Annotated in this window: 4 protein-coding genes and 1 pseudogene; all 5 read left to right on the top strand. The window is 67.2% G+C overall.

The window, feature by feature from the left end; all coding sequences use genetic code 11:
- The coding region (locus Q0L57_RS07715; protein ID WP_296740585.1) for a 3-oxoacyl-[acyl-carrier-protein] synthase III C-terminal domain-containing protein at window positions 1-551 on the top strand (551 nt) is incomplete at its 5' end.
- 2 nt (window positions 552-553) lie between these two features.
- Window positions 554-1,537, top strand: a complete 984-nt coding sequence (locus Q0L57_RS07710; protein WP_296740582.1) for an NAD(P)-dependent oxidoreductase — start codon at window positions 554-556, stop codon at window positions 1,535-1,537.
- Window positions 1,534-2,367, top strand: a complete 834-nt coding sequence (locus Q0L57_RS07705; protein WP_296740580.1) for an MBL fold metallo-hydrolase — start codon at window positions 1,534-1,536, stop codon at window positions 2,365-2,367. Before Q0L57_RS07710 ends, Q0L57_RS07705 begins: the two co-directional genes overlap by 4 nt.
- On the top strand, window positions 2,364-3,620 hold the full coding sequence (locus Q0L57_RS07700) for a F390 synthetase-related protein (RefSeq protein ID WP_296740577.1): 1,257 nt from the start codon (window positions 2,364-2,366) through the stop codon (window positions 3,618-3,620). Before Q0L57_RS07705 ends, Q0L57_RS07700 begins: the two co-directional genes overlap by 4 nt.
- A pseudogene (locus tag Q0L57_RS07695) lies at window positions 3,617-3,900 on the top strand (GNAT family N-acetyltransferase); the annotation flags it as partial. The gene Q0L57_RS07700 and the pseudogene Q0L57_RS07695, both read left to right, overlap by 4 nt.

Here is a 3,900-nt window from a genome sequence, read left to right as displayed (position 1 = left end):
TGCCGTGGCGGGACGCGCCCGAGATCGCCGCATTGTTCGGCGACGGCGCGGCGGCGGCCGTGCTGCGCAAGGCAGGGCCGGGCGAGGGCGGGGTGGCCGCCGGCCTGATGCGTACCTATCCGTCGGCCTGGGAGGCATGCGGCATCGGCTCCGGCGGCACCCGTTTCGACTTCCAGAAGGACCCGGAGGAGTTTGCCCGCCACACCCTTTTCCACATGGACGGCAAGGAGCTTTTCCGCCTGACGTCGCGCCATTTCAGCGGCTTCGTTTCGGCGCTGCTGGAGCGCGCCGGCTGGACGCATGACGATGTCGATCTCGTCGTGCCGCATCAGGCCAGCCCATTCGCGCTTGCCCACATGGCCCGGCAGACCGGCTTTGCGCCGGAGAAGCTGGTCGACATCTCGGCCCGCTTCGGCAACCAGATAGCGGCCTCCATGCCCTTCGCGCTCGATGTCGCGCGCCACGAGGGCCGGGTGACGCCCGGCACAAAACTGCTTTTCCTCGGTACGTCGGCCGGCGTCTCCTTCGGCGGCATGGCGCTGGAGGTATGAGGGTGGCCGTCCTCGTCACCGGCGCCAGCGGTTTTCTCGGCTCCCATATGCTCGCGCGGTTGGCCGGATCCGGCACGCTGGCGCTCGGGCTCGGCCGAGACGAAGGACGCTGCGCGGCGCTCGAAGCCGCCGGCCATCGCATCATCCGCCATGACCTCGCGCAGCCGCTCGACGACGCGCCCGACCCCAGGCTGGGCAGGGTCGAACGGATCATCCACTGCGCGGCGCTCTCCTCGCCCTTCGGCCGGCTCACGGATTTCGTGGTGGCCAATGTCACGGCGACCCGGAACCTCGTCGATTTCGCGAAGCGACAAGGCGTCAGCCGCTTCGTCCATATCTCCAGCCCGTCGGTCTGCTTCGCCTTTCGCGACCAGCTTGGCCTCGCCGAGGACGCAGCTTTGCCGGAGCCGGTAAACCACTATGCCCGCACCAAGCGCGAGGCCGAGCGGATCGTGTTGGGTTCGCCTTTGATCCACCCCGTGGTGCTGCGGCCGCGCGGCATCTATGGCGCCGGCGACCGCGCGCTGCTGCCGCGCCTGGTCAAGGCGGCGAAGAGCCGGCCGCTACCATTGTTTCGCGATGGCCGGGCGGCAATCGATCTCACCCATGTCGACGATGTGGTCGATGCGGTGATGGCCGCGCTTGCGGCGCCGGCGAGGGCGGAAGGCCAAATCTTCAATGTTTCCGGCGGAGAGGTGCTGCCGGTGCGCCGAATCGCCGATGAAGCCTGCGCCCGCGCCGGCATCGATGCGCGCTGGCGGCCGATGCCACTCATGCCGGCCATGCTTGCGGCTGGCGTGATGGAAGCAATAGCGATCCGACTGCCTGGCCGACCGGAGCCGCCGGTCACCCGCTATGGGCTCGGCCTCTTCGCCTATGCCCAGAGCCTCGATCTCTCCAGGGCGAAGCGCAACCTCGGCTGGACGCCGAAGGTCTCCTTCCAGGAGGGCCTCGACCGCACTTTCGCCGGCGGGAGTGTCGGATGAAGATCGTCTTCGCCAACAGCGCCTGGGTGAGCGCGGCCGAGCGGCTCATCCTGCGCGGCGGCAGTTGGCGGAGCGTGCGGCTGCGCGTCCGGTACGGCCTGATTTTCCACCCGACAGCGGGACCCGTTCTGGTCGACACCGGCTACACGCCGGAGGCGTTGACGGGAGCAGGGCGCGGCCGGATGCTGCGGCTCTACGGCGCGTTGCTGAAGCCCGAGCTCAACGCCGCCCAGCAGGTCCTGCCGGTGCTGAAGCATTTCGGCCTTTCGCCGGATGATGTCCGGACCGTCATCGTCACGCATTTCCACGCCGATCACATTTCCGGCCTGTCGCTCTTTCCCAGGGCTCGCTTCATCGCCAGCGATGCGGCCTGGGCGCGGGTGAAGGCGCGGACGCCGCGACAGAATTTGCGCCATGGTGTCTTCACAGAACTCTTTCCCGCGGATTTCGAGGCAAGGCTTGACGGCCTGTCGGCAAAGCGGCGGGCCGGGGCCCAGGGCGGCATTCCTGGCGGCGCCGATCTCTTCAGCGACGGCAGTGTCATCGCCGTCGATCTCCCGGGACATGCCGATGGCCAGTTCGGCCTGCTCTTTGGCAAGCTGGACCGGCCACTGCTCTATGCCGTCGACGTGCAATGGTTGCTGCTTGCGCTGACAGGCCACCGCACGCCTGGCTTTCCCACGACCCTCATCGCCGAGGGTGCCTTGGCGATCGAGCCGACCAGCGCCATGCTGCGACGTTTCCTTGCGACAGGTGGCGAGGTGATGCTTTGCCATGATCCGGAACTGATCGCGTACGACCTGCTGCAAAGCGATGTGAGGGCCGGATGAACGGGCTGGCGGAAGCTGTCGGTTCCTTCGCGCTGACCCGCTGGGTCTCACGGAAAAGCCGAGCGGAGTTCGAGCGCTGGCAGGCGGCCGCGCTGCGCCGCTTCATCGACCGCGACCTGCCGAGCGCCGCTTTTTACGGCAAGGCACCGGCCTCCCTGGCCGATTTGCCGATAACCGACAAAGCCTTGCTGATGTCCCGCTTCGAGGATTTCAATATTCATGGCCTGACGGCAGGCGAGGGCTGGGCGGCCTTGGCGCGCGACGGTCGCGTCGGCCCGCTCACTGTCGGCGCCAGCACCGGCACGTCCGGCAATCGCGGCCTGTTCGTCATTTCAGAGGCGGAAAAATATCGTTGGCTCGGCACTATCCTCGCCAAGGCTGCGCCCGACCTTCTGTGGCGCGGCATGCGCGTCGCCGTCATCCTGCCGCAGAACACCGGGCTTTATGACAGCGCCCGCAAGTCACGGCTGGTCAGGCTCGCCTTCTTCGACCTGACGCTCGGGCCGGAGCGCTGGCGTGAAACGCTCGAAGCCTTCGAGCCAACGGTGATCATCGCGCCGCCGAAGATCCTGCGCCATTTCGCGGCCGAGCGCTTCCGCCTCCAGCCAGGGCGTGTCTTCTCGGCCGCCGAGACGCTCGACCCGGTCGACCGCCCGGCGATCGAAGCGTTCTTTCGCCGGCCGCTCGAGCAGATCTACATGGCGACCGAAGGCCTGTTTGCCGTGACGTGCCGGCGGGGCGGGCTGCATCTTGCCGAGGACTCCGTCTTCTTCGAATTCGAACCGGTGGGCGAGGGGCTGGTGACGCCTCTGGTGACCGCGTTTCGCCGCCAGACCCAGATCATGGCGCGCTATCGCATGAACGATCTGCTGCGATTGTCGGAAAAACCCTGCCGCTGCGGCTCACCGCTGCGCTGCGTCGACGAGATCGTCGGCCGAATGGACGATGTCTTCCGCCTTGCCTCCCCGAACGGTTGCGTCCTCGTCACGCCGGATGTGCTGCGCAACGCCGCGCTCAAGGCCGACCGCCGCATCGACGATTTCCGCCTTATCCAGACCGCGCCGGATGCGATCGAGCTCAGGCTTGCGCCGGACTTGGCCGACGACGCGGCCGCGAATGCGACTCAGGCGGTGCGTGCGCTGTTGGAGGCGCGAACGGCCAGCGCTACGGTTGCTCTCATCCGTGCACCGCTGCCGCTGGAAACCGGCCGCAAGCTCCGCCGTGTCGAATGCCGGCTGGAGCACGCATCGTGAGCCGGGTGGCCATCATCGAAAGGCCATTGCAGCAGGCCGACAGGGTCGAGAACAGGCCGGCCAAGGTCGAGGCTTTCGTCAATCTTTTCACCGAGATGCCGGTACAGGATCTTGTCGCCAACCTGAAGACCAGGGTCGAGATGTTCGAGATCGCCGGCCGAACCTTTCCGCTGACGCTCAACGACACCGGCGATGCGCCGAACTGCTACATCTGCTGCCCGTCCGGCGCCTATATCGACTACGCGATAGACGAGACGCGCAACTTCGCCGCCCACCCGCT

The sequence above is a fragment of the Mesorhizobium sp. genome, assembly GCF_024509055.1.
Taxonomy (GTDB): Bacteria; Pseudomonadota; Alphaproteobacteria; order Rhizobiales; family Rhizobiaceae; genus Mesorhizobium.
Note: the sequence above shows the minus strand (reverse complement) of the source record. Positions and strands in the feature narration are given on the sequence as shown.